Consider the following 26,503-nt stretch of genomic DNA (forward strand, 5'->3'; position numbering starts at 1 on the left):
GGGATAGTGGCGGAAGACGAAAAACTCCTTGACTACCTCAAGAAGGTGACGGCTGACCTGCGTCAGGCTCGTCGGCGACTTCGACAGGTGGAGGAGCGGGACCGGGAGTCCATCGCCATCGTGGCGATGAGCTGCCGGTACCCCGGAGGCGTGAAGACTCCGGAGGAGCTGTGGCGGCTCGTCGCCGAGGGCGGCGACGGCATCACCGAGTTCCCGCCCGACCGGGGCTGGGACGTCGACGGCTTCTTCGACCCCGACGCGGAGCGGTCCGGGACCTTCTCCGTCCGCGAGGGCGGATTCCTGGACACCCCCGGCGACTTCGACCCCGGCTTCTTCTCCATGAGCCCGCGGGAGGCACTCGCCACCGACCCCCAGCAGCGGCTGCTCCTTGAGACCGCGTGGGAGGCGTTCGAGCGCGCCGGGATCGACCCGGCGTCGGTGCGGGGCAGCCAAGGCGGTGTGTTCGTCGGCGCTTCGTCCTCTGGCTACGGCGCCGGAGTGAGCGAGATGCCCGAAGGCGTCGAGGGGCTGCTGCTCGCGGGCAACGCCACCTCCGTGGTGTCCGGCCGGGTGGCCTACACCCTGGGCCTGGAAGGGCCAGCCGTGACGGTGGACACCGCGTGCTCGTCGTCGCTGGTCGCCCTGCACCTGGCCTGCCAGGCGCTCCGCCAGGAGGAGTGCTCGCTGGCCCTGGCGGGCGGCGTCGCGGTCATGTTCACCCCCAGCATGTTCGTGGAGTTCAGCCGGCAGGGCGGACTCGCCCCCGACGGCCGGTGCAAGGCGTTTGGTGCGGGCGCCGACGGCACCGGCTGGGCCGAGGGCGTGGGCCTGCTCCTCCTGGAGCGGCTCTCGGACGCCCGGCGCAACGGCCACCCCGTGCTTGCCGTGGTGCGGGGCAGTGCGGTGAACCAGGACGGCGCGAGCAACGGTCTTACGGCTCCCAACGGCCCCTCGCAGCGGCGGGTGATCCGCCAGGCACTGAAGAACGCGGGTTTGACACCGGCCGACGTGGACGCGGTCGAGGCGCACGGTACGGGCACCGCACTGGGTGACCCGATCGAGGCGCAGGCGCTGCTGGCCACCTACGGCCAGGAGCGGGCGGAGGACCGGCCGCTGTGGCTGGGCTCGCTGAAGTCCAACATCGGCCACTCCCAGGCCGCCGCCGGTGTCGGCGGGGTCATCAAGATGGTGATGGCCATGCGCGAGGGTGTGCTGCCCAAGACCCTCCACGCGGACGAGCCGTCCACCCAGGTCGACTGGTCCGAGGGCGACATCCGGCTGCTCACCGAGGCCACCGCCTGGCCCGAGACCGAGCAGCCCCGGCGGGCGGGTGTGTCCTCGTTCGGCATCAGCGGGACGAACGCGCACGCGATCCTGGAGGAGGCTCCGGAGGCCGAGGAGGCGGCGGAGCCCGAGGCCGAGGCCGTCGACGGTCCGGTGGCCTGGGTGGTGTCCGGCCGCAGCGCGGCCGGACTGCGGGCGCAGGCCGGGCGGCTGCGGGAGTTCGTGGCCGGGCGCCCCGAGCTGAGCGCCGCCGATGTGGCGTTGTCGTTGGTGTCGTCGCGTTCGGTGTTCGAGCACCGTGGGGTGGTGACGGGTGCCGGCCGGGAGGAGCTTTTGGCGCGGTTGGGTGTGTTGGCCGGGGACGAGGTGGCCTCGGGTGTGACTCGTGGTGTTGCTGATGTGCGTGGTCGTTCGGTGTTTGTGTTCCCGGGTCAGGGGGCGCAGTGGGCGGGTATGGCGGTGGAGCTGCTGGAGTCCTCGCCGGTGTTTGCGGAGGCGGTCGGTGAGTGTGAGTCGGCTTTGTCGGCTTATGTGGACTGGTCGTTGACGGATGTGCTGCGTGGTGTTGAGGGTGCGCCTGGGTTTGACCGGGTGGATGTGGTGCAGCCGGTGTTGTTCGCGGTGATGGTGTCGCTGGCGAAGCTGTGGCGTTCGGTGGGGGTGGAGCCGGATGCGGTGATGGGTCACAGCCAGGGCGAGATTGCCGCCGCGTGTGTGGCGGGTGCGCTCTCGCTGGAGGATGCGGCGAAGGTGGTGACCCTGCGTTCGCAGGCGATCGCCGCGGGTCTGGCGGGTCGGGGTGGCATGGTCTCGGTCGGGCTTCCGGTCGACCAGGCGCGGGAGCGTATCGCCGCTTGGAACGGTGCGATATCCGTTGCGGCGGTCAATGGCCCCGGTTCCGTCGTGGTGTCCGGTGACGCGGGTGCACTGGACGAGATGGTCGCCCAGCTGGAGGGTGAGGAGGTCCGGGTCCGCCGTGTCCCGGTGGATTACGCCTCGCACTCCGCGCATGTGGAGGAGATCCGGGAGGAGTTGCTGAGGGTTCTGGCGGACCTGAGGCCCCGTACTTCCGAAGTGCCGTTCTACTCGACGGTGTTCGGTGAGCTGGTGGACACCGCCGGTCTGGACGCGGAGTACTGGTACCGCAATCTCCGCCAGACGGTTGAGCTGGAGGCCACCACCCGCACCCTGCTCGGCAGTGGGCATGGCGTGTTCATCGAGGTGAGCCCGCACCCGGTGCTGACCCTGCCGGTGCAGCAGACGGTCGAGGCCGCCAAGGCGCAGGCCGTGGTCGTCGGGACCCTGAGGCGGGACGAGGGCGGGGCCGAGCGGTTCCTGACCTCTGCCGCCGAGGTGTTCGCGCGTGGCGTCAAGGTCGACTGGGCCGTCACCCTGGAGGGCCGTGGCGCCCGCCGGGTCGAGCTGCCGACGTACGCCTTCCAGCGCGAGCGCTACTGGCTCGATGGATTCGGCCTGCCGCCCGGCGGAGGCGTGGCCGATGGCACCGGTTCCGTCGACGAGCGGTTCTGGGACGTGGTGCAGCGCCAGGACCTGGAGTCGCTGGCGGGGACGCTGGCGGTCGACAGCGAGGCGCCGCTGAGCGCCGTGCTGCCTGCCCTGTCCGCGTATCACCGCAACAACCGCGACCGGTCCACGATCGACGGCTGGCGCTATCGGGTCTCGTGGAAGCCGCTCTCCGACGCCGCCGACGGCTCGCTGTCGGGGACGTGGCTCGTGGTGGTTCCGGCGTCCCGCGCCGAGGACGAACTGGTCTCGGGCGTTGTCGCCGGGCTCGAACGGCATGGCGCGAGTGTCGTCCCGGTCGTCGTGGACGAGCGGGACCTCGACGCGGATGTGCTGGCGGAGCGGCTGCGTGTGGTGGCCGCCGAGGCGCCCGAACTGGGCGGTGTGCTGTCGCTGCTCGCCCTGGACGAGGAGCCCTGCCCGGGGTATCCGGCGCTGTCGGGCGGCTATGCGCTGACCCTGGTGCTGGTGCGGGCCATGGTCGGGGCCGATCTTCCGGCCCGGCTGTGGTGCGGTACGCGCGGCGCCGTCTCGGTGGGCCGTTCCGACCGGCTCACCAGCCCGGCGCAGGCGATGGTCTGGGCGCTGGGCCGGGTGGCCGGTCTGGAACTGCCGCCCCTGTGGGGCGGTCTGGTCGATCTGCCCGAGACGCTGGACCGGCGCGGTGCGGAACGGCTGGCCGGTGTGCTGTCCGTCGAGGGCGGCGAGGACCAGGTCGCGGTGCGCGGCTCCGGTGTCTTCGTACGCCGTCTGGTGCGGTCCGCGCCGGGCGTCGGCGAGGGGACCTCGTGGCGGGCGCGCGGCACCGTGCTGGTGACCGGTGGCACGGGCGGGCTCGGCGGGCAGGTGGCCCGCTGGCTGGTCCGTAGTGGCGCCGAGCACCTGGTGCTGACCAGCCGCCGCGGTCTCGACGCCGAAGGCGCCGCCGAGTTGAAGGCGGAGCTGGAGGGCATGGGCGCCGAGGTGACGGTGGCCGCGTGCGACGCCGCCGACCGCGACGCGCTCGCCGCCGTCCTGGACGCCGTACCGGAGCACCGGCCGCTCACCGCGGTGGTGCACGCGGCGGGTGTCACGCTCGCGGCCTCCCTGCTGGAGACGGAGCTTGCCGACGCGGCGACGGTCGTGTCCGGCAAGGTGGCGGGCGCCGTCAACCTGGATGAGCTGCTCGGCGACCGTGAGCTCGACGCGTTCGTGGTCTTCTCCTCCATCTCCGGTGTGTGGGGCGGCGGCAGCCAGGGCGTCTATGGCTCCGGAAACGCCTTCCTGGACGCGCTGGTCGAGCGGCGCCGTGCGCGGGGTCTCGCGGGCACTGCCGTCTCCTGGGGCCCCTGGGCCGAGGACGGCATGGCCACCCGGGGCGACGCGGGGGAGCAGCTGGCGCGGCGCGGACTGCCCGCGATGGCGCCCCAGTTGGCGATCGCCGCTCTGGAACGCGCGGTGGCCGGTGACGACGGTGTGGTCACGGTCGTCGACGTGGACTGGGAGCGGTTCGCGCCCTCGTTCACCGCGGTCCGGCCCAGCCCGTTCCTGAGCGATCTCGACGAGGTCCTGGCGCTGGAGACGAAGGGCGGCGACGGCGAGAGCGCCGACGCCGCCGGGGCCCAGTTGCGTGAACGGCTGAAGCCGCTCACCGAGGGCGAGCGGGACCGGGCGCTGCTCGATCTGGTGCGCAGGCACGCCGCCTCCGTACTCGGCTACTCCTCCGCCGAGACGGTCGAGCCGAACCGGGCCTTCCGCGACCTGGGCTTCGACTCGCTGACCGCGGTCGACCTGCGCAACCGGCTGGCCGCCGAGACCGGTCTCGGCCTCCCCGCCACGCTGGTCTTCGACTACCCCAGCGCCGGCGTGCTCGCGGCGCATCTGCGCACCGAGGTACTGGGCACCACATCCCCGGCGCCGGCCACCGGCCCCGGGGGCCCCGCGGGCTCCGGCGCGGACGACGAGCCCATCGCGATCGTCTCCATGAGCTGCCGCCTGCCCGGTGGGGTGCGGAGCCCGGAGGACCTGTGGCAGCTGATCGACGGCGGCGGTGACGCCATCTCGTCGTTCCCGTCGGACCGCGGCTGGGACCTGTCGGGCATGTACGACCCCGACCCGGACCGGCCGGGCACGTTCTACGCCCGGGAAGGCGGATTCCTCTACGACGCGGGCGAGTTCGACCCCGGCTTCTTCGGGATCTCGCCCCGCGAGGCCCTGGCGACCGACCCGCAGCAGCGCCTGCTCCTGGAGACCTCCTGGGAGGCGTTCGAGCGGGCGGGCATCAACCCCGCATCGGTGCGGGGCAGCCAGACCGGTGTGTTCGTCGGCTTCTCGGGCTCCGGATACGGCACCAACCTGGAGACGGTGCCCGAGGACGTCGAGGGCCATCTGCTCACTGGTAACGCGGGCAGCGTCGTCTCCGGCCGTCTCGCCTACACGTACGGCCTGGAAGGTCCCGCCATCACGGTGGACACCGCGTGTTCGTCGTCGCTGGTCGCGCTGCATCTGGCGGTGCAGTCGCTGCGTCAGGGCGAGTGCGACATGGCGCTGGTCGGCGGTGTGGCGGTGATGGCCACCCCGATGGCGTTCGTCGAGTTCAGCCGGCAGGGCGGGCTCGCGCCCGACGGCCGCTGCAAGCCGTTCGCGGAGGGCGCGGACGGTACGGGCTGGAGCGAGGGCGCCGATGTGCTGCTCGTGGAGCGGCTGTCGGACGCGCGGCGCAACGGCCACCAGGTGCTGGGCATCGTGCGTGGTTCGGCCGTCAACCAGGACGGTGCCAGCAATGGTCTTACGGCGCCCAACGGGCCGTCGCAGCAGCGGGTGATCCGGCAGGCGCTCGCCAGCGCCGGGGTGTCGGCCGCCGAGGTGGACGTGGTGGAGGCGCACGGTACGGGCACCTCGCTGGGTGACCCGATCGAGGCGCAGGCGCTGCTGGCCACCTACGGCCAGGACCGGCCGGAGGGCCGCCCGCTGCTGCTGGGCGCGCTGAAGTCGAACATCGGCCACACCCAGGCCGCGTCCGGACTCGCCGGTGTCATCAAGATGGTCATGGCGATGCGGCACGGCGTCCTGCCGAAGACGCTGCATGTGGATGAGCCGTCGAGTCAGGTGGACTGGTCGGCGGGTGAGGTGCGGCTGCTGACGGAGGCCACCGAGTGGCCCGAGACCGGGCAGCCGCGCCGGGCCGGTGTCTCCGCCTTCGGCGTGAGCGGCACCAACGCGCACACCATCATCGAGCAGGCCCCCTCGGACGCCGAGGACACACGACCGGCCGAGGTGGCGTCTCCCGACGACCGCGGCACGGCGCCCTGGACGCTCTCCGCCCGGAGCGCGGACGGGCTGCGGGCCCAGGCACGGCGGCTGCGGGCACAGCTGATCGCACGTCCGGAGCTGAGCCTGAAGGACGTGGGCTACTCCCTGGTCGCCACCCGTTCGGTGTTCGAGCACCGTGCCGTACTGACCGGCGCGGACCGTGCGGAGCTGCTGCGCGGTCTTGAGGCCGTCGCCACCGCCGAGGACGCCCCCGGCGTCGTGCGCTCGGTCGCGACTCCGACGGGGATCACGGCGTTTCTGTTCTCGGGTCAGGGTGCGCAACGCCTGGGTATGGGGCGGGAGTTGTACGAGGCGTTCCCGGTGTTCGCACGCGCCCTGGACGAGGTGTGCGCACATCTGGATGTGCTGCTGGACCGTCCGCTGAAGGACGTGATGTTCGCGGCCGAGGGCGGCGCGGACGCCGAGCTGCTGGACCGGACGGCGTTCACGCAGCCCGCGCTGTTCGCCATCGAAGTGGCGCTGTTCCGGCTGCTGTCCGCGTGGGGTGTGGCACCGGATGTGGTGATCGGCCACTCCATCGGTGAGATCGCCGCCGCGCATGTGGCGGGGGTGTTCTCGCTTCAGGACGCGTGCACGCTGGTCGCGGCCCGTGGCCGGCTGATGCAGGCCCTGCCCGAGGGTGGGGCGATGGTCGCCATCGAGGCATCCGAGGAGGAGATCGCTCCGTCGCTGATCGGTCGTGAGGCCGAGGTGAGTGTCGCTGCGGTCAACGGCCCGACGGCCGTGGTCATCGCGGGTGACGAGGCGCCGGTGCTGGAGATCGCCGGACAGTGGGCGGAGCAGGGCCGTAAGACCCGTCGGCTGCGGGTCAGCCACGCCTTCCACTCGCCGCGTATGGACGCGATGCTGGACGACTTCCGCAAGGTCGTCGAGGGGCTGTCGTTCGCCCCGCCCGTCATCGCCCTGGTATCCAATGTGACGGGCAAGTCGGCGGGCGCCGACGAGGTGTGCTCGCCGGAGTACTGGGTGCGCCATGTGCGGGAGGCCGTACGCTTCCTGGACGGGCTGCGCTCCCTGGAGAACGTGGGCGTGACCAGGTTCTTCGAGGTCGGCCCCGACGGTGTGCTCGCGGCGATGGCACGGGAGTGCCTGACGGCGGAGGAGACTTCGGCCCCCGTCGTGGTGCCCGCGCTGCGCAAGGACCGCGCCGAGGCCCAGGCGCTGACGACGGCGCTGGCCGAACTCCACGTCCACGGCGCCACCGTCGACTGGGAGGCCCTGTTCGCCGGCCAGGACGTCCGGCGGGTCGAGCTACCGACGTACGCGTTCCAGCGGCAGCGGTACTGGCTGGATGCCCCCGAGGGCGGTGCCTCCGACCCCTCCGCCTCCGTGGACCCGGTCGACGCCCGGTTCTGGGACGCGGTCGAGCGCGAGGACCTGGAGGCGCTGACCACCGCGCTGCACGTGGACGGAAACGCCTCGCTGACCGAGGTGCTCCCCGCCCTGTCGTCGTACCGCAAGGGCCACCGTGAGCGGTCCACGGTGGACGGCTGGCGCTACCAGATCGCGTGGAACGCGGTGTCCGAGCTCTCGGAGCGGGCGCTGACCGGCACCTGGATGGTCATGGTTCCCCAGCCGTACGCCGACGACGCGCTGGTCACCTCCGCGGTGACCATGCTCGAGCGGCAGGGCGCGGACGTGGCGCGGATCGTGCTCGACGGTGCGGCGGACATCGACCGCGCGGCGGTCGCCGAGCAGCTGCGCACCGCGGTCGAAGGCGCGTCCGACGGGGCCGTCAGCGGGGTGCTCTCCCTGCTGGCCCTGGATGAGGACCCCTGCGCCGGGCACACGGTGGTGCCGCGAGGGCTCGCGCTGAACCTCGTCGCGCTGCAGGCACTCGTGGACGCCGGTGTCGAGGCTCCGCTGTGGGTGGCGACCCGAGGCGCCGTGGCGGTGACCGGATCCGACACTCTGCGCAGCGCCGCCCAGGCGCAGATCTGGGGCCTCGGCCGGGTCGCCGGACTGGAGCACCCCAAGCTCTGGGGCGGTCTGGTGGACCTCCCGGAGACGCTGGACGAGCGGGCCGCGAACCGGCTGTCCGGTGTGCTGGGCGGTGGTGCGGGCGAGTTCGAGGACCAGGTGGCGGTGCGCACGTCCGGCGTGTTCACCCGGCGCCTGGTGCGGGCCGCCGCGCCGCGGACCACGGCCCGGCCGTGGAGCGCGCGTGGCTCGGTCCTTGTGACCGGCGGCACCGGGGGAGTGGGCAGCCAGGTGGCCCGGTGGCTGGCGGGCGCCGGCGCCGAGCACCTGGTGCTGACCAGCCGCCGTGGCCTGGAAGCCGACGGCGCGGCCGAACTGCGCGACGAACTCACCGCCCTGGGCGCCGAGGTGACCATCGCGGCCTGTGACACCGCCGACCGCGACGCCCTGGCCGCCGTACTGGCCGCCGTCCCCGAGCGGTATCCGCTGAACGCCGTCGTGCACGCGGCGGGCGTCCTGGACGACGGCGTCCTGGACTCGATGTCGGTGGAGCGGGTGGCGGGCGTGCTGCGTCCCAAGGTGGACGGGGCCCGCCATCTGCACGAGCTCACCAAGGGTCTCGACCTGTCCGCGTTCGTGCTGTTCTCCTCGCTCGCCGGGGCGATCGGCGGGGCCGGCCAGGGCAGTTACGCGGCGGCCAACGCCTTCCTCGACGCCCTGGCACAGCAGCGCCGGGCCCAGGGTCTCGCCGCCACCTCGGTGGCCTGGGGCCCGTGGGCCGAGGGCGGCATGGCGGTCGACGGGGCGCTGGAGGACCGGCTGCGGCGCGGCGGCATGGCCGCGATGACGCCGGACCTTGCGGTCATGGCACTCCAGCAGGCCCTTGACCTCCAGGAGACACACCTGGCGATCGCCGACCTCGACTGGGAGCGATTCGTCCCGTCCTACACCGCCGTACGGGCCAGCAGGCTGCTGGACGAGATGCCCGAGGCCCGGCGGATCCTGGAGGCCGCGACCGCGGGCGGTGCCTCCGCCCAGTTCGAGAGCGGTGGTTCGGAACTGCGCGAGCGGCTCGCCGGACTGCCGGAGGCGGAGCAGGAACGAGCACTGCTCGACCTGGTCGCCACCCAGGTGGCCGTCGTACTCGGCTTCCCGTCGGTGGAGTCGGTCGAGTCCCAGCGGGCCTTCCGGGAACTCGGCTTCGACTCGCTGACCGCCGTCGAACTGCGGAACCGGCTCGACGCGGCGACGGGCCTGCGCCTGCCCGCGACGATCGTCTTCGACCACCCGACGCCCGTGGCGCTCGCCCGGCGACTGCGTACCGATGTCGTCGAGGACGGGGTCTCGGCGGCCACACCGATCCTCGGTGAGCTGGACCGGATCGAAGCGGCGATGGCCACGATCTCCGCCGACGACGTGGACCGGCCGAGGATCACGACGCGTCTGCAGGCGCTCCTCCTGAAGTGGGGAGAGGCGGAGCAGGATTCGCGCAACTCCGGCAAGAAGGCGGTTTCGGACAAGATCCAGTCGGCGACGTCGGACGAGATCTTCGACTTCATCGACAAGGAGCTCGGGATCTCCTGAGCCGGCGCGGTCGGTTCCCGAGGGTCGTTCCTTACTACTTCCATGGGTGACATAACAATGAACGAAGAGAAGCTTCTCGACTATCTCAAGCGGGTGACCGCGGATCTCCAGCAGACCCGCCAGCGCCTGCTCGAGGCCGAGTCGGCCGACCAGGAACCGATCGCGATCGTCGCCATGAGCTGCCGGTTCCCCGGCGGGGTGAGCTCTCCCGAAGACCTGTGGCGCGTGGTGGCGGACGGTACCGACGCGATCGCGGAATTCCCCATGGACCGGGGCTGGGACATCGACGCCCTCTACGACGAGGACCCGGACCGTCCCGGCACCAGCTATACGACCGAGGGCGGTTTCCTGGAGAACGCCGACCGGTTCGACCCGGCGTTCTTCGGGATCTCCCCGCGTGAGGCGCTGTCGATGGACCCCCAGCAGCGGCTGCTCCTTGAGACGTCCTGGGAGGCGTGCGAGCGCGCGGGCATCGACCCGATGTCCCTGCGGGGCAGCAGGACCGGTGTGTTCGTCGGCACCAACGGCCAGGACTACTCCATGCTCACGCTCGGCGCGGCCGAGAGCCTGGAGGATGTCGAGGGCCACTCGGGCACCGGCAACGCGGCGAGCATCGTCTCCGGCCGGATCTCCTACACCATGGGTCTGGAGGGCCCCGCGCTCTCCGTGGACACGGCCTGTTCGTCGTCCCTCGTGGCCCTGCACCTCGCCGTTCAGGCGCTGCGCCAGCGCGAGTGCACACTCGCGCTGGCCGGTGGTGTCACGGTGATGTCCACCCCGTCGGCGTTCGTCCAGTTCAGCCGGCAGCGCGGCCTCGCCGCGGACGGCCGGTGCAAGCCGTTCGGAGCCGCGGCCGACGGCACGGGCTGGGGCGAGGGCGTCGGCATGCTGCTCGTGGAGAGGCTGTCCGACGCCCAGCGCAACGGCCACCAGGTGCTGGGCATCGTGCGGGGCTCCGCCATCAACCAGGACGGCGCGTCCAACGGTCTGACGGCGCCCAACGGCATCTCGCAGCAGCGCGTCATCCGGCAGGCGCTGACCAGCGCCCGCTTGTCGGCCGCCGAGGTCGACGCGGTCGAGGCGCACGGTACGGGCACGACGCTGGGTGACCCGATCGAGGCGCAGGCGCTGATGGCCACGTACGGGCAGGACCGGCCCGCGGACCAGCCACTGTGGCTGGGAGGCATCAAGTCCAACATCGGACACACACAGGCCGCCGCCGGTGTCGCGGGTGTCATCAAGATGGTGATGGCCATGCGTGCGGGTGTGCTGCCCAAGACGCTCCACGCGGACGAGCCCTCGCCGCACATCGACTGGACCGGCGGCGCCGTCTCCCTGCTGAACGACTCGATCCCGTGGCCGGACCGGGAGCACCCGCGGCGCGCCGCGGTGTCCTCGTTCGGCATGAGCGGCACCAATGTGCACACCATCCTGGAGCAGGCTCCCGAGGCCGAGGAGACGGAGGCCGTTGAGGCCGAGGCCGCCGACGGTCCGGTGGCGTGGCCGGTGTCGGGCCGTGGCGCGGAGGCGCTGCGGGCGCAGGCCGGGCAGCTGCGTGAATTCCTCGCGGAACGCCCGGAGTTGAACGTGGCGGAGGTGGCTCTCTCACTGGCCACGACCCGGTCCGCCTTCGAGCACCGGGCCGTGGTGACCGGAGCCGACCGCGAGGCACTCCTCCAGGGCCTTGAGGCGATCGCCGAGGACACCGTCACGTCGACGTCGAACGGAGTGGTACGCGGGAGGACCGGCGACGCCGGCCGTTCGGTGTTTGTGTTCCCGGGTCAGGGGGCGCAGTGGCTCGGTATGGCGGTGGAGCTGCTGGAGTCCTCGCCGGTGTTCGCCGAATCGATCGGTGAGTGTGAGTCGGCTTTGTCGGCTTATGTGGACTGGTCGTTGACGGATGTGCTGCGTGGTGTTGAGGGTGCGCCTGGTTTTGACCGGGTGGATGTGGTGCAGCCGGTGTTGTTCGCGGTGATGGTGTCGTTGGCGAAGCTGTGGCGTTCGGTGGGTGTGGAGCCGGATGCGGTGATGGGTCACAGCCAGGGTGAGATCGCCGCGGCGTGTGTGGCGGGTGCGCTGTCGCTGGAGGACGCGGCGAAGGTGGTGGCCTTGCGCTCGCAGGCGATCGCGGTGGGTCTTGCGGGTCGTGGTGGCATGGTGTCGGTCGGGCTGCCGGTGGACCAGGCCAGGGAGCGTATCGCCGCCTGGAACGGTGCGATATCCGTTGCTGCGGTCAACGGCCCCGGTTCGGTTGTGGTGTCGGGTGACGCGGGTGCGCTGGATGAGATGGTCACCCAGCTGGAGGGTGAGGAGGTCCGGGTCCGCCGTGTCCCGGTGGATTACGCCTCGCACTCCGCCCACGTGGAGGAGATCCGCGAGGAGTTGCTGAGGGCTCTGGCGGACCTGAAGCCGCGTGCCTCCGAAGTGCCGTTCTACTCGACGGTGTTCGGCGAGCTGGTGGACACCGCCGGGCTGGACGCCGAGTACTGGTACCGCAATCTCCGCCAGACGGTCGAGCTGGAGGACACTACCCGCACGCTGCTGGATGACGGTCACACCGTGTTCATCGAGGCGAGCCCGCACCCGGTGCTGACCCTGCCGGTGCAGCAGACCGTCGAGGCCGCTCAGACGCAGGCCGTGGTCATCGGCACCCTGCGCCGCGACGAGGGCGGCCTGGAGCGGTTCCTGACCTCCGCCGCCGAGGTGTTCGTGAACGGCGTCGAGGTCGACTGGACCGCCCTGATCGAGGGCCGGAGCGCCCACCGGGTGGACCTGCCGACGTACGCCTTCCAGCGTCAGCGGTACTGGCTGGACGTGTCGGCCTGGGAGATGTCGGCCACCGCCGACGCCCTGGGCGCGGACGCGGTGGACGCCCGTTTCTGGGAGGCCGTCGAGCGCGAGGACCTGGAGGCGCTGGTCCGCACGTTGGAGGTGGAGGGTGAGGAGGCGCAGTCGTCGTTGACGGCGTTGCTTCCGGCGTTGTCGTCGTGGCGTCGTCAGCGGCGTGAGCAGAACACGGTGGACAGCTGGCGTTACAAGGTGGTCTGGAAGCCCCTGGCGTCCGCCACCGACGCGGCCCTCTCGGGCACCTGGCTCGTCGTCCTTCCCGCGTCGCACGCCGATGACGCCCTCGTGTCCGCCACGGTGAACGGGCTTGAGGCGAACGGGGCCGCTGTCGTCCGCGTGGTGCTGGACGCATCGGGCAACGACCGCGAGGTGGTCGCGGAGCGGCTGCGTGGGGCGCTTGGCGGGGCGGCGGTGGAGCCGTCGGGCGTGGCGGGTGTGTTCTCGCTGCTGGCGCTGGACGAGTCGGGGCATGGGGCCTTCGGGGGTGTTCCTGCTGGGTTTGCCGCGATGGTGGGGCTGGTCCAGGGGCTGGGTGATGCGGGTGTGACGGCTCCGCTGTGGTGCGGTACCCGGGGTGCGGTGTCGGTGGGTCGTTCCGACCGGCTGGTGAGCCCGGTGCAGTCGATGGTGTGGGGTCTGGGCCGGATCGTGGGGGCGGAGTATCCCCAGCGCTGGGGTGGCGCGGTCGATCTGCCCGAGACCGTGGACAGCCGTGCGGCGGCCCGTCTGGTCGGGGTGCTGGCGGGTGCGGAGGGCGAGGACCAGGTCGCGGTGCGCGGCTCCGGTGTGTTCGCCAAGCGCATGGTGCGGGCCGCGGCGGCTGAGGACGCGGAGGGCCGAGGGTCCTGGCAGAGCCGGGGTTCGGTGTTGGTGACGGGTGGTACGGGTGCGCTGGGTGGCCATGTGGCTCGTTGGCTGGCGCGTACGGGTGCTGAGCATCTGGTGCTGACGAGTCGTCGGGGGATGGAGGCTGGGGGCGCCGCTGAGTTGAAGGCGGAGCTGGAGGGTCTGGGTGCCCGGGTGACGGTGGCGGCGTGTGATGCGGCGGACCGTGAGGCGTTGGCGGCGGTGCTGGACGCGATCCCGCAGGAGTTGCCGCTGACCGCCGTGGTGCATACGGCGGGTGTGCTGGACGACGGTGTTGTGGACGCTCTGACGGTGGAGCGGGCGGCTGGGGTGTTGCGTCCGAAGGTGGACGCGGCACGGAATCTGCACGAACTGACCGCCGGGATGGACCTGTCGGCCTTCGTGCTCTTCTCCTCCGGCGCCGCCACACTGGGCGGCCCGGGGCAGGGCAGCTATGCGGCAGGTAATTCCTACCTCGACGCGTTGGCGTTGCAGCGGCGCGCGGATGGCCTTCCGGCCACCTCGATCGCCTGGGGCGCCTGGGCCGGTGGTGGACTCGGCTCCGGCCGGGTCGGCGAGCGGATGGACCGTTCCGGCGTGGTCGGGATGCTGCCCGAGCTGGCGATCTCCGGAATGCAGCAGGCGCTTGAACTGGACGAGACGTTCCTGGTCATCGCCGAGATCGACTGGGACCGCTTCCAGCCGGAGTTCGTCGGCTCCCGTCCGAACGCGCTGTTCCGCGAGGTGCCCGAGCTGAACCGCCCCGCTGCCGCTGCCACCGCTGGTGGCGGCGCGGGCGACGGCGACGACGCGATCTCCGCGCTGCGCCGGGAGATGGCGGAGCTGTCCCCCGCCGAGCAGCCCAAGCTCCTCCTGGAGCTGGTGCGCAACCAGGCCGCCGACGTCCTCGGCTACGACAGCGCCGACGCGGTGGAGGCCGAGCGCGCCTTCCGCGACCTCGGCTTCGACTCGCTGACCGCCGTCGAACTGCGCAACCGCCTCGGCGTGGTCACCGGCCTCCGGCTGCCGGTCACTTGTGTCTTCGACTACCCGACCGCCACCGTTCTGGCCCGGTATCTGCACACCGAGATGTTCGGCGAGCGGCCGGTCACCGGGGGCGCCGCCGCCGCGCCCAAGCGGCCGGAGGCGCTCGACAAGCCCGTCGCCACCGATGAGCCGATCGCCATCATCGGCATGAGCTGCCGGTTCCCCGGCGGGGTACGCACCCCCGAGGCGCTGTGGGACCTGCTGATGACCGAGAGCGATGTGATCTCCGGGTTCCCCGAGGACCGCGACTGGGACACCGACAGCCTCTACGACCCGGATCCCGAGAAGTCCGGTACCAGCTACGTCCGGGCGGGCGGCTTCCTCGACGAGGTCGGCCACTTCGACCCGGCGTTCTTCGGGATCTCGCCGCGCGAGGCGATGGCGATCGACCCGCAGCAGCGGCTGCTCCTTGAGACGTCCTGGGAGGCGTTCGAGCGCGCCGGCATCGACCCCGTGGTGCTGCGCGGAAGCCAGACCGGAGTCTTCGTCGGCTCCAACTACCACGACTACGGTTCACGCATCCTGAGGGACGCCGAAGGAGTGGAGGGGTACCTCGGCCTCGGCAGCGCCCCCAGCGTCTCCTCCGGCCGTATCTCCTACACCTTCGGCTTCGAGGGCCCGGCCGTCACGGTGGACACCGCGTGCTCGTCGTCGCTGGTCGCCCTGCACATGGCCGTGCAGTCGCTGCGCCAGGGGGAGTCCTCCGTGGCGCTGGCCGGCGGTGTGACGATCATGGCCACACCGGGCACGTTCATCGAGTTCAGCGCCCAGCGCGTGCTGTCGTTCGACGGCCGCTGCAAGGCGTTCGCGGCGTCGGCCGACGGCACCGGCTGGTCCGAGGGCGTGGGCATGCTCCTGGTGGAGCGGCTGTCGGACGCCCAGCGCAACGGCCACAAGGTGCTGGCCGTCATCCGGGGTTCGGCGATCAACCAGGACGGCGCCAGCAATGGTCTTACGGCGCCCAACGGCCCGTCGCAGCAGCGGCTGATCGAGCAGACGCTGGCCGGTGCCCGGCTGGCCTCCGCCGATGTGGACGTGGTCGAGGCCCATGGCACCGGCACGCCCCTCGGCGACCCGATCGAGGCGCAGGCACTGCTGGCCACGTACGGCCAGGGCCGCTCCGAGGGCCGGCCGTTGCTGCTGGGCGCCATCAAGTCGAACATCGGTCATACGCAGGCCGCCGCCGGTGTCGCGGGTGTCATCAAGATGGTGATGGCCATGCGTGAGGGCGTCCTGCCCAAGACCTTGCACGTGGACGAGGCGACACCGCATGTGGACTGGTCGGCGGGCGACGTCGAGCTGCTGACCGAGACGGTGCCCTGGCCGGAGACGGACCGTCCGCGCCGGGCGGCGGTGTCCGCCTTCGGTGTGAGCGGCACCAACGCACACACGATCATCGAGCAGGCGCCGGTCGCCGACGAGCCGGAGACGCCGCGGGCCACGGCCGCCCCGGACACCACCGCGGCCCCGGTGCCGTGGATCCTCTCCGGCAGGACCGACGCCGCCCTGCGGGGCCAGGCCGAGCGGCTGCGGGACCAACTCGCCACTCTTACCGAAGAGTTCACGCCCACTGCGGACGTCGGCTATTCCCTGGCGACGACCCGCTCGCTCTTCGACCAGCGGGCCGCCCTGGTGGGCGAGGACCGCGCGGACATGCTGCGCGCCCTCGACGCCCTCGCGAAGGGCGAGACCGCGCCCGGCGTCGTACGGGGCACGGCGGGGGCGGCCGGCAGGACGGCGTTCCTGTTCTCGGGTCAGGGTGCGCAACGCCTGGGTATGGGGCGGGAGTTGTACGACGCCTTCCCGGTGTTCGCCGACGCGTGGGACGAGGTGTGCGCGCATCTGGATGTGCTGCTGGACCGTCCGCTGCGCGAGGTGGTGTTCGCGGCCGAAGGGGGCGCGGATGCCGAGCTGTTGAACTGGACGGCGTTCACGCAGCCCGCGTTGTTCGCGGTCGAGGTGGCGTTGTTCCGGTTGTTGGAGCACTGGGGTGTCACCCCGGATGTGCTGGTCGGTCACTCCATCGGTGAGATCGCTGCCGCGCATGTGGCCGGGGTGTTCTCGCTTCAGGACGCGTGCACGCTGGTGGCTGCGCGTGGCCGTCTGATGCAGGCGCTGCCGACCGGTGGCGCGATGGTCGCCGTCGAGGCGTCCGAGGAGGAGATCTCCGGATCGCTCGCCGGTCGTGAGGCCGAGGTGAGTGTCGCGGCCGTCAACGGCCCGACGGCCGTGGTCATCGCCGGTGACGAGGCCGCCGTACTGGAGATCGCCGGCCAGTGGTCGGAGCAGGGCCGTAAGACCCGCCGCCTGAGCGTCAGCCACGCCTTCCACTCCCCGCGTATGGACGCGATGCTCGGCGACTTCCGCAAGGTCGTCGAAGAGCTGGCCTTCGCCCCGCCGACCATCGCGTTGGTCTCCAATGTGACCGGTGAGCCGGCGGGCGCGGACGAGGTGTGTTCGCCGGAGTACTGGGTCCGCCATGTGCGGGAAGCCGTGCGGTTCGCCGACGGGGTACGGGCGTTGGAGAAGCTGGGCGTGACCCGGTTCGTCGAGGTCGGCCCCGACGGTGTGCTCACCGCGATGGCGCGGGACTGCGTGGCGGACCGTCCCGAGGGCACCGCCGAGCCGGTCATGGTGGCGGTGCTGCGCAAGGACCGCCCCGAGGCGCGGGCGCTGACGACGGCGCTGGCCGAACTCCACGTCCACGGCGCCTCGGTGGAGTGGGAGTCCGTCTTCGCCGGGCGCGGTGCGCGGACGGTCGAGCTGCCGACGTACGCCTTCCAGCGCGAGCGCTACTGGCTGGAGGCCCTGACGTCGTTCGCCAGCGATGTGACCGCCGTGGGGCTCGTCCCGCCGACGCATCCGCTGCTGGGCGCCGCCGTCGAACTGCCCGACGCGGACGGCTTCCTGTTCACCAGCCGCCTCTCGCCGCAGACCGACCCGTGGCTCGTCGACCACATGGTGCAGGACACGATCCTGCTGCCCGGCACCGCCTTCCTCGAACTGGCCCTGCACATCGCCGACCAGGTGGGATGCGACCGGGTCGAGGAGCTGACCCTCACGGCGCCGCTGGCGCTGCCCGAGCGGGGCGCGGTCCATCTCCAGCTGGCGGTGGGCGGACCGGACGAGAACGGCACGCGCTCGCTGAACGTGTACTCCCGGCCGGAGGACTCCACCATGGAGCAGCCGTGGACACAGCACGCCTCCGGTCTGCTAGCGCGGAGCGGGGCGCAGGACGACACCGGCCGGGCCGACCTCGCCGTATGGCCCCCGGAGGGCGCCGAACGCATCGACATCGAGGACGTCTACGCCCGGATGGCCGCGGGCGGCTTCGCCTACGGCCCGGTCTTCCAGGGGCTGCGATCGGTGTGGATCCGTGGTGACGAGGTCTTCGCCGAGGTGCGTCTGCCCGAGGAGAACGCGTCGGACGCGGAGCGGTTCGGACTGCACCCGGCCCTGCTGGACGCGGCGGTCCAGGCCGTCATGTTCGTGCCGCAGGAGGAGGCGGGGCTGGCCAGGCTTCCGTTCTCCTGGACCGGCGTATCGCTGCGGGCCACGGGCGCCTCGGAACTGAGGGTGCGCCTCAGCTCGCTCGGGCCCGACTCGATCGGCCTCGCCGTGGCCGACACCAGCGGTCGGGCCGTGGCTACCGTCGACTCCCTGGTGCTGCGGCTGGTGGCGGAGGGTCAGATCCAGTCGCCCGGCTCCGCGGCGGCCGGGCATGACTCGCTCTTCCGGCTGGACTGGACCCCCGTTCCCGTCGGCGCGCCGGCTCCGGCCTCCGAGGGGACGTGGGCCGTGCTGGGCACGGACGGCCTGGGGGTGCGCTCCGGTCTGGAGGGCGCGGGTGCCGACGTGGTGTCGTACGCGGATCTGGCCGCGCTGCGCGAGGCGGTCGACTCCGGGGCCACGCCGCCGGACGTCGTCATGGTGGCGGGCGCCGCGGACGCGGCCGGCATCGACGACGGGGCGGATCTGGCGGGACGGGTACGTGGTGCCACGTACCGCGCGCTGGAACTGGTGCGGTCGTGGGTCACCGACGAGCGGTTCGGCGACTCCTACCTGGTGTTCGTGACCCGCGGTGCGATGGGTGCCCGGTCCTCCGGTGAGGTGCGCACCCCGGCCGAGGCCGCCGTGTGGGGCCTGCTGCGCTCCGCGCAGACCGAGCACCCCGGGAAGTTCCTGCTGGTGGACCTGGACCCGGAGGACCACGGCGACGTGTCGTCGGCGCTACGGGCGGCGCTGACCGCCGAGGAGCCGCAGGTGGCCGTGCGGGACGGACGGGTGCTCGCGGCGCGTCTGGCCCGGGTGGTCCCGGCCGAGGACCTGCCCGAACCGGGGACCCCGCCGTTCGACGGCCGTGGCACGGTGCTGATCACGGGTGGTACGGGTGGTCTGGGCGCGTTGCTGGCCCGTCACCTCGTCGTGGAGCACGGTGTGCGTTCTCTGGTGCTGACGAGTCGTCGTGGTGTGGAGGCGCCGGGTGCGGTGGAGTTGGTGGCGGAGCTGGCGGGGCTGGGTGCCGAGGCGCGGGCGGTGGCGTGTGATGTCGCTGACCGTGCCGCGGTGGAGGGTCTGCTGGCGGGGATCGGGTCCGAGTATCCGTTGTCGGCTGTGGTGCATGCGGCGGGTGTGCTGGACGACGGTGTGGTGGAGTCGTTGACGCCGGAGCGGGTGGACAGGGTGCTGCGTCCGAAGGTGGACGCGGCGCTGCACCTGCACGAGCTGACCCGCGACCTCGACCTCTCCGCGTTCGTGGTGTTCTCCTCGGCCTCCTCCAACTTCGGTGGCGGCGGCCAGGCCAACTACGCCGCGGCCAACGCCTTCCTGGACGCCCTGGCACACCAGCGGCGCGGGCTCGGCCTCCCCGCGGTCTCCCTGGCCTGGGGCATGTGGGAGCAGCGCAGTGAGATGACCGGGGACCTCGGCGAGGCGGACCTCCAGCGCATCGCGCGAGCCGGGCTGAACGCGCTCAGCTCGCGAGAGGGCCTCGCGCTGTTCGACGACGCGCTCAGGACCGACGAGACCGTGCTCGTGCCGACCCACGTGGACCTCGCCGCCCTGCGCGTCCAGGCCCACACCGGCGACGTCCCCGCGCTGCTGCGCGGCCTGGTGCGGGTTCCCCGGCGCCGGGCCGCGGCGTCGGAGACCACGCACACCGGCACCGGGTCGCTGCGGGACCGCCTGGCTGGTCTCTCCGCGGCCGACCGACACCGGGCGCTGCTGGACCTGGTGCGGGTGCAGGTGGCCACCGTCCTCGGCCATGGCTCGCCGGAGGCGGTGGAGCCCGACATGGCCTTCAAGGAGATGGGCTTCGACTCGCTGACCACGGTGGAACTGCGCAACCGGCTCAACGCGGAGACCGGGCTGCGGCTGTCGGCGGTGCTGGTCTTCGACCACCCGACCCCCACGGCGCTGGTGGACCACCTGCGGGAGGAACTCCTGCCGGACGGCGGCACGGGCGAGCCCCTGGTCTTCGCCGAGCTCGACAGGCTGGAGCCCTTGCTCTCCCACGTGATGGACGACGGCGAGGCGCGCACGAAGGTGGCCGGACGGCTGAGGGAGCTCCTGGAGAAGCTGGTCGAGGCTTCCGACGACTCCGGCTCCGCCGAGGTGGTCGAACGGATCGGATCGTCGTCCAACGACGAACTGTTCGCCTTCATCGACAACGAGCTCGGGCTGTCCTGAACCGGTGTCCAGCGCCCTCTGACCCCCTGACTTTAAAGAAAGTGACGGCACACAGTGAGCGAGACGAAGCTCCGCGACTACCTCAACAGGGTGACGACCGATCTGCACCGCACCCGGCAGCGCCTTCAGGAGGTGGAGGCGAAGCAGCGTGAGCCCATCGCGATCGTCGCGATGAGCTGCCGCTTCCCGGGCGGGATCAGCTCTCCCGAGGAGCTGTGGAACATGGTCGCGGACGGCGCCGACGGACTCTCACCGTTCCCGACGGACCGCGGCTGGCACGAGGAGGTGTACAACCCGGACCCCGACAGCCAGGGCACGAGCTATGTGAACGAGGGCGGGTTCCTGCACGACGCCGCGCAGTTCGATCCCGTGTTCTTCGGCATCTCCCCGCGTGAGGCGCTGGCGATGGACCCCCAGCAGCGGCTGCTGCTTGAGGTGTCCTGGGAGGTCCTGGAGCGGGCGGGCATCGACCCGCTGTCCGTCAAGGGCACCACCGGCGGCGTGTTCATGGGCGCCGCCTTCCAGGGGTACGGCGCGGCCGGCCCGATCGAGGCCGAAGAGGTCGAAGGCCATCTGATGACGGGGCAGACGCCCGCCGTCACCTCCGGCCGGATCTCCTACGTCCTCGGCCTCGAAGGCCCCGCGGTGACGGTGGACACGGCGTGTTCGTCGTCCCTGGTGACGCTGCATCTGGCCGCGCAGGCGCTGCGCCAGGGCGAGTGCGACTTCGCCCTGGCCGGCGGCATCACCGTGATGGCCGGCCCCGGAACGTTCACCGAGTTCAGCCGTCAGCGGGGACTCGCCTCCGACGGCCGCTGCAAGCCCTTCGCGGCTGCCGCGGACGGCACCAACTGGTCCGAGGGCGTCGGCGTGCTGCTCGTGGAACGCCTGTCCGACGCCCGCCGCCACGGCCACCCCGTGCTGGCGGTGATGCGCGGCTCCGCGGTGAACCAGGACGGCGCCAGCAACGGCCTGACGGCCCCCAACGGCCCGTCGCAGCGCAGGGTGATCCGGCAGGCGCTCGACAACGCGGGACTCACCCCGGACGACGTCGACGTGGTGGAGGCGCACGGTACGGGTACCACGCTGGGTGACCCGATCGAGGCGCAGGCGCTGATCGCGTCCTACGGCCAGGACCGCCCGGCGGACCGGCCGCTGTGGCTGGGATCCATCAAGTCGAACATCGGTCACGCGCAGGCGGCGGCGGGTGTCGCGGGGATCATCAAGATGGTGATGGCGATGCGGCACGGCGTCCTGCCGAAGACGCTGCACGTCGACGAGCCGACCCCGCATGTGGACTGGTCGGCGGGGGCCGTGGAACTGCTGACCGAGGCACGGCCCTGGCCGGAGACGGGCCGGCCCCGCCGGGCGGCGATCTCCTCCTTCGCGATCAGCGGCACCAACGCGCACACCGTCATCGAGCAGGCCCCCGAAGCCGAGGAGCCGGGGCCGGCCGATCCGCAGGAGGGCCCGGGAGCCGAGGCACCCGGAACGGTCGCCGCCTCCGTCGTGCCGTGGCTCGTCTCCGGCAAGGGCGAGGCCGCGCTGCGGGCACAGGCCGAGCGGCTGCACACGCGTCTGACGGCTCAGGGATCCTCGCGGGACGACGATCCCGCGGCGGCACCGGTGGCGGACGTCGGCTACTCCCTGGCGGTGTCCCGGTCGGCGTTCGAGCACCGCGCGGTGGTGATCGGCGAGGACCGCGAAAGCCTTCTGCGTGGTCTTCGGGCCGTGGCTCAGGGCGAGATCGCTCCGGGCGTGGTCAGGGCACAGGCGGTGAAGGGTCGCAGGACCGCGTTCCTGTTCACCGGTCAGGGTGCTCAACGCCTGGGTATGGGGCGGGAGTTGTACGAGGCGTTCCCGGTGTTCGCCCGTGCGCTGGACGAGGTGTGCGCACATCTGGATGTGCTGCTGGACCGTCCGCTGAAGGATGTGATGTTCGCGGCCGAGGGCGGTGCCGACGCCGAGCTGCTGGATCGGACGGCGTTCACGCAGCCCGCGCTCTTCGCCATCGAAGTGGCGTTGTTCCGGCTGCTGGAGCACTGGGGTGTCGTCCCGGATGTGCTCATCGGGCATTCGGTGGGCGAGATCGCCGCCGCGCATGTGGCGGGGGTGTTCTCGCTTCAGGACGCGTGCACGTTGATCGCGGCGCGTGGCCGGCTGATGCAGGCTCTGCCCGAGGGTGGCGCGATGGTGGCGGTGCAGGCGTCCGAGGAGGAGATCGCCGGGTCGCTCGTCGGTCGTGAGGCCGAGGTGAGCATCGCGGCCGTCAACGGCCCGACCGCCGTGGTCATCGCCGGTGACGAGGCCGCCGTACTGGAGATCGCCGGACAGTGGGTGGAGCAGGGCCGCAAGACCCGTCGCCTGCGCGTCAGCCACGCCTTCCACTCGCCCCGCATGGACGCGATGCTGGACGACTTCCGCAAGGTCGTCGAGGGGCTCGTGCTCGCCCCGTCGGCCATCCCCTTCGTCTCCAACGTCACCGGAGAACCGGCTTCGGACGCCGAAGTGTGTTCGCCGGAGTACTGGGTGCGGCATGTGCGCGCGGCCGTGCGCTTCGCCGACGGTGTACGCAGCCTCGAGGCGCAGGGGGTGAACACCTTCCTGGAGGTCGGCCCGGACGCCGTGCTGTCGGCGATGGCCCAGGACTGTCTGAGCGAGCGGGCCGCGGTCGGCCCGGTGACGGTGCCGATGCTGCGCAAGGACCGGACGGAGGTCCAGGCGCTGACGACCGCCGTCGCCGAACTCCACATCCACGGCGCCGCAGTCGACTGGGAGCGGGTGTTCTCCGGGCGCGGCGCGCGGCGGGTGGCCCTTCCCACGTACGCCTTCCAGCGTCAGCGCTACTGGCTCGACTCCATGGCGGCCGTCGGCGACGTCGGCTCGGTGGGCCTCGGACCGGTATGGCACCCGCTGCTGGGCGCCGTGCTCTCCCTGGCGGGCGGCGGCGGGGTGCTGCTCAGCGGGCGGTTGTCGATGGCCACGCACGCCTGGCTCGCCGATCACGCGGTGCAGGGCATGGCGCTGGTGCCCGGGACGGCCTTCATGGAGATGGCCGCCCGAGCGGGTGACCAGGTGGGGTGCCCCCGGGTCGATGAGCTGGTGATCGAGGCGCCCCTGGTGATGCCCGAGCGCGGCGGGGTGCAGATCCAGGTCGAGGTGGGGGAGGCCGATGCCGCGGGCCATCGTGAGGTGAGCGTGTACTCACGACTGGAGTCGGCCGATGACCGGGCCGACCTCGGGGAGCCGTGGGTACGGCATGCACACGGTGTGCTCACCCCGCCCGGCCCGGCCGCCTCCTTCGACTTCGTGAAGTGGCCGCCCTCCGGGTCCAAGCCCGTCGACATCTCGGGCGGATACGAGCACGCCGCCGAACACGGGCTGCGCTACGGCCCCGCGTTCCAAGGGCTGCGGCGTGCCTGGCGGCGCGGCGACGCGGTGTTCGCCGATGTCGAACTGCCCGAGGACCAGCTCGGCACCGCGAAGTACTTCGGCCTGCACCCGGCGCTGTTCGACGCGGCCCTCCACGCCATCGGCGTGGGCAAGGAAGTACGCGGCGGCGACGACGCACCGAGCGCGGGCACTCTGCTGCCGTTCTCGTGGCGAGGCTTCTCCCTGGACGCCGTCGGCGCGGGAGCGCTGCGCGTCCGGGTGGTCCCGGACGGGCGCCAGGCGGTGTCCCTGGCGATAGCCGACACGTCGGGCCGCCCGGTGGCGTCGGTCGACTCACTCGTTCTGCGGCCCATGCAGGCGGACGCGTTGAGGAACGCGAGCCGGAAGACCGGTGACGCGCTGTTCCTCATGGAGTGGACGGCGGGCGCGGCCGAGCCCGCCGAGGGCGTGGCGTCGGGCTGGTCGGTGGTGCTGGGCGACGACCGCCTCGGCGTGGGCGCCGCTCTGGAGGCGTCGGGCGTCACCACCGACGTGTACACGGACCCGGTGGCGCTCGGTGACGCCGTGGCGTCGGGCACGCTCATGCCCGGCACTGTGGTGCTGCCGGTGGCTTCGGACGGCTCGGCCGTGGCGGGCGAGGTGCATGCGCGGGTCGCCGAGGTACTGGAGACCGTCCAGTCCTGGGTGGCGGACGAGCGGTTCGCGGGGAGCCGGCTGGTGCTCGTGACCCGGGGCGCCGTGGACACCGGTGACGGTGTGACGGATCTGGCGGGCGCGGCCGTGTGGGGACTGGTGCGCTCGGCGCAGTCGGAGAACCCGGGCCAGGTGGTGCTGGTCGACATCGATGACGTCGAACGGTCGGCTGGGCTTCTCGCGGGCGTGGTGGCTTCCGGCGAGGAGCAGGTGGTGGTGCGCTCCGGCGAGGTCCGCGTGCCACGCCTGGGCCGGGCGCCGCTCTCGGGCGAGGCTCAGGAGCCGGAGGTGTTCGGTTCCGGCTCGGTCCTTGTGACGGGGGGCACAGGGCTGCTGGGCGGCTTGGTGGCCCGGCATCTGGTCACCCGGCACGGCGTCCGGAAGCTGGTGCTGTTGTCCCGCCGTGGGGCGGAGGCGGACGGTGCCGCCGGGTTGCGGACCGAGCTGGAGGCCGCGGGCGCCGAAGTGGTGATCGAGGCGTGCGACGCCGCGGACCGCGAGGCGCTCGCCGCGGTGCTGTCGGGGCTGCCCGAAGGGTTCGCGCCGAGCGCCGTGGTGCACGCGGCCGGGGTGCTCGACGACGGGCTGTTCGCGTCCCTGACGCGCGAGCGGGTGAGCGCGGTGCTGCGGGCGAAGGTGGACGCGGCCTGGAACCTGCATGAACTGACCGCGGACATGGACCTGTCGGCGTTCGTCCTCTTCTCCTCGGCCGCCGGTGTGCTCGGCGCGGCCGGACAGAGCAACTACGCCGCGGCCAACGTGTTCCTGGACGGCCTCGCGTCATGGCGGCGCACCCAGGGGCTGCCGGGTGTCTCGCTGGCATGGGGCCTGTGGGAACAGGCCGGCGGCATGACCGGGCACCTCGGGCAGGGGGACCTGCGCCGGGTGTCGCGTTCGGGTCTGGTGCCGCTCTCCTCCGAGGAGGGCCTGGAGCTGTTCGACGAGGGCGTCACCTCCGGCCAGGCCGTGGTGATCCCCACCCGGCTTGACCTGGGTGCGCTGCGCGCCCAGGGGGCCGCGATGCCCGCCGTGTTCCGTGCCGTCGTCCCGGAGCCCGCGGTCCGGCGTACGGTCCGGGGGGTCGAGTCCGAGGCCGGCGACCAGTCCGCCCAGTTGCGCCGGCAACTGGCCGGGCTGTCGGAGACCGAGACCGAGGAGGCGCTGCTCGAACTGGTGCGTACGCTCGCTGCCGCGGTGCTCGGGTACACGTCACCCGACGAGGTCGACACCAGCCACGAGTTCATGGAGATGGGCTTCAACTCCCTTACGGCGGTGGAGTTCCGGAACCAGCTCGCCGCGGTCACCGGCCTCCGGCTTGACACCACGGTGGTCTTCGACCATCCGCGCCCCCTGGAGCTGGTGTCCTATCTGCGGCCCCGGCTCGCGGCCGGGATCGCGTCCGCTCCCGCCGGCCGCCAGACCCAGCCGCCGTCGGCCCAGGCCGACACACCGACGCCCGCGACCGCGCCTCCGGCGTCGCAGGCGGACGCGCCCGACACCCTCGGCTCCCTGTTCCGGGAGGCGGCGGCGCAGGGCAAGACCAAGATCGGCATGGATCTGCTGGTGAACGCCGCGCGGCTGCGTCCCACCTTCGAGGACCCGGCCGACTTCGAGGGGACCATCAGGCCCGTGCGGCTCTCCCGGGGTGCCGAGCACCCGCGGCTGATGTGCTGCTCCTCCTACATGGCGCTGGGCGGCGTCCACCAGTACGCGCAGCTCGCCGCCCCCTTCCGGGGCAGCCGGGACGTCGCGGCCCTGCCCGCCGTGGGGTTCGTCCAGGGCGAGAGCCTTCCGGCCACCCCGGAGGCGCTGTTCCGCCTCCAGGCGCGGATCGTCTCGGAGTACGCCGACGGCGCCCCGGTCGTCCTGGTCGGTTCGTCGGCGGGCGGAATGGTCGCCCACTCGGTGGCCGCCGCTCTGGAGAGCCAGGGCACACCGCCCGCGGGAGTCGTCCTGCTGGACACCTACCTTCCGGACAGCGCGAGCATCGGCCAGTTCGAGAACACCATGCTCGACGAGATGTACGAGCGGGACGCCCTCGTCTCCATGGAGGGTGTCCGGATGTCCGCCATGGGGTGGTATCTGCATCTGTTCGAGGGGTGGAAGCCGCCGGAGAGCGCGGTTCCCAGCCTTCTCGTCCGTGCGGCGGAACCGATGGGAGAGGTGGACCCGGACGCGGCGGGCTGGCAGTCGGACTGGCCGGCCGACTCCGTGATCGACGTACCCGGAACCCACTTCACGATGGTGGAGAAGCAGGCGGGTACCACCGCACAGGCCATCGAGGACTGGGTGGCCAGCCTCTAGCGCATCACGCGCCCGCCCGCACCGACGGCTCGCGGGCGGGCGCCCCACGCCGCAGCCGAGG

At 72.1% G+C, this 26,503-nt stretch carries 2 protein-coding genes and 1 pseudogene; all 3 read left to right on the forward strand.

Annotated features, from left to right (window positions below):
* The first annotated feature begins 6 nt into the window (after positions 1–6).
* Complete coding sequence (locus tag IEY91_RS21385) at positions 7–9,624, forward strand: type I polyketide synthase (RefSeq protein ID WP_189175258.1); 9,618 nt, start codon at positions 7–9, stop codon at positions 9,622–9,624.
* A 51-nt stretch (positions 9,625–9,675) separates the two neighbouring features.
* Positions 9,676–20,052, forward strand: coding sequence for a type I polyketide synthase (locus tag IEY91_RS21390; protein ID WP_373287996.1), 10,377 nt, complete (start codon positions 9,676–9,678; stop codon positions 20,050–20,052).
* A gap of 69 nt (positions 20,053–20,121) precedes the next feature.
* A pseudogene (locus IEY91_RS21395) lies at positions 20,122–26,442 on the forward strand (type I polyketide synthase); the annotation flags it as partial.
* Positions 26,443–26,503: the final 61 nt, after the last annotated feature.

Origin of the sequence: Streptomyces lasiicapitis (assembly GCF_014646335.1) — a bacterium.
GTDB lineage: Bacteria > Actinomycetota > Actinomycetes > Streptomycetales > Streptomycetaceae > Streptomyces > Streptomyces lasiicapitis.